Raw genomic sequence first — 1,180 nt, forward strand, 5'->3', positions numbered from 1 at the left:
TGGCCAGGAACGCGCCCTGGGTGCGCGGGCAGTCGGACGACCGGAGGCGGGGGCTCGCGCAGCGCGGAGTCAACTACGACACCGTGCGCGAGGTGTGGCAGCCCGCGTTCGTGCGGAGGGAGATCCGGGCGATCCGGCGCGACCTGCACTGCAACGCGGTGATCCTGCTCGGGGACGATCTGCGGCGGCTGGAGTTCGCGGCGCGGTGCGCGGCGGACGAGGGCCTCTTCGTGTGGTTCGAGCCGCGCCAGTTCGACCAGGACGCCGCCCGCACGCTGGCGTTCCTCCGGTCGGTGGCGCGGATGGCCGAGCGGCTGCGTCGGCGGCACCCCGGCCCCGGCGTCGGGATGTCGATGGGCTGCGAACTGACCATCTTCATGGACGGGCTCGTCCCCGGCAGGACGTGGGAGGAGCGGGCGGCGAACCTCGGCACCCCGGCGGGCAAGGGATACGACGAGCGCCTGAACGCCTTCCTCACGCGCGCGCACGACGCCGTCCGGCCGCTGTTCAAGGGCAAGCTCACCTACACGTCCGGTGTGTGGGAGTCGGTGCGCTGGAGCAGGTTCGACGTCGTCGGCGTCGACCTCTACCGGGACGCGTCGAACGAGGCGACCTACCGCAGGGACGTCAGGGCGCTGCACAGGTTCGGGAAGCCGGTCGTCATCACCGAGTTCGGATGCTGCACGTACCGGGGCGCGGAGAAGCGCGGCGGCGAGGGCTTCTCCATCGTGGACTGGACGCAGGACCCGCCCGTCGTCCCGGAGGGGTACGTGCGGGACGAGCGCGTCCAGTCGCGCTACCTCACCGAGCTTCTCGACATTTACGAGGCCGAGGGCGTGCACGGCGCGTTCGTCTACAACTTCGTCAACACCGACACCCCGTACTCGCCCGATCCGCGGCACGACCTCGACATGGCGGGGTTCTCGCTGGTCAGGGTCGGTGCCGACTACGCGAGGACCGGAAGGTTCGAGCCCAAGGACGCCTTCCGCGTCCTCGCCCGCCGCTTCCGCTCCTGACCGGGGGCGTCCGCCGGGTCAGTCCTCGATCTTGAGGAGGGCGGCGAGGCGGTCGAGCAGGGCGAGCGTCTCGGCGACGTCCGCCGTGGCCTCGGCGAGGGCCGGTTCCAGGGGCGCGTCGCGGACCACCTTCGCGCGGGCCGAGACCTCGGCCGCGGGGTGCA

At 71.9% G+C, this 1,180-nt stretch carries 1 protein-coding gene; it reads left to right on the plus strand.

The genetic code is table 11. The annotated features are described in order from the left end of the window. The coding region (locus AB0J52_RS41565; protein ID WP_500188789.1) for a glycoside hydrolase family 113 protein at window positions 1–1,016 on the plus strand (1,016 nt) is incomplete at its 5' end. Between the last annotated feature and the right edge of the window lie 164 nt (window positions 1,017–1,180).

It is taken from the genome of Spirillospora sp. NPDC049652, assembly GCF_040675125.1.
Classification (GTDB): Bacteria; Actinomycetota; Actinomycetes; order Streptosporangiales; family Streptosporangiaceae; genus Spirillospora.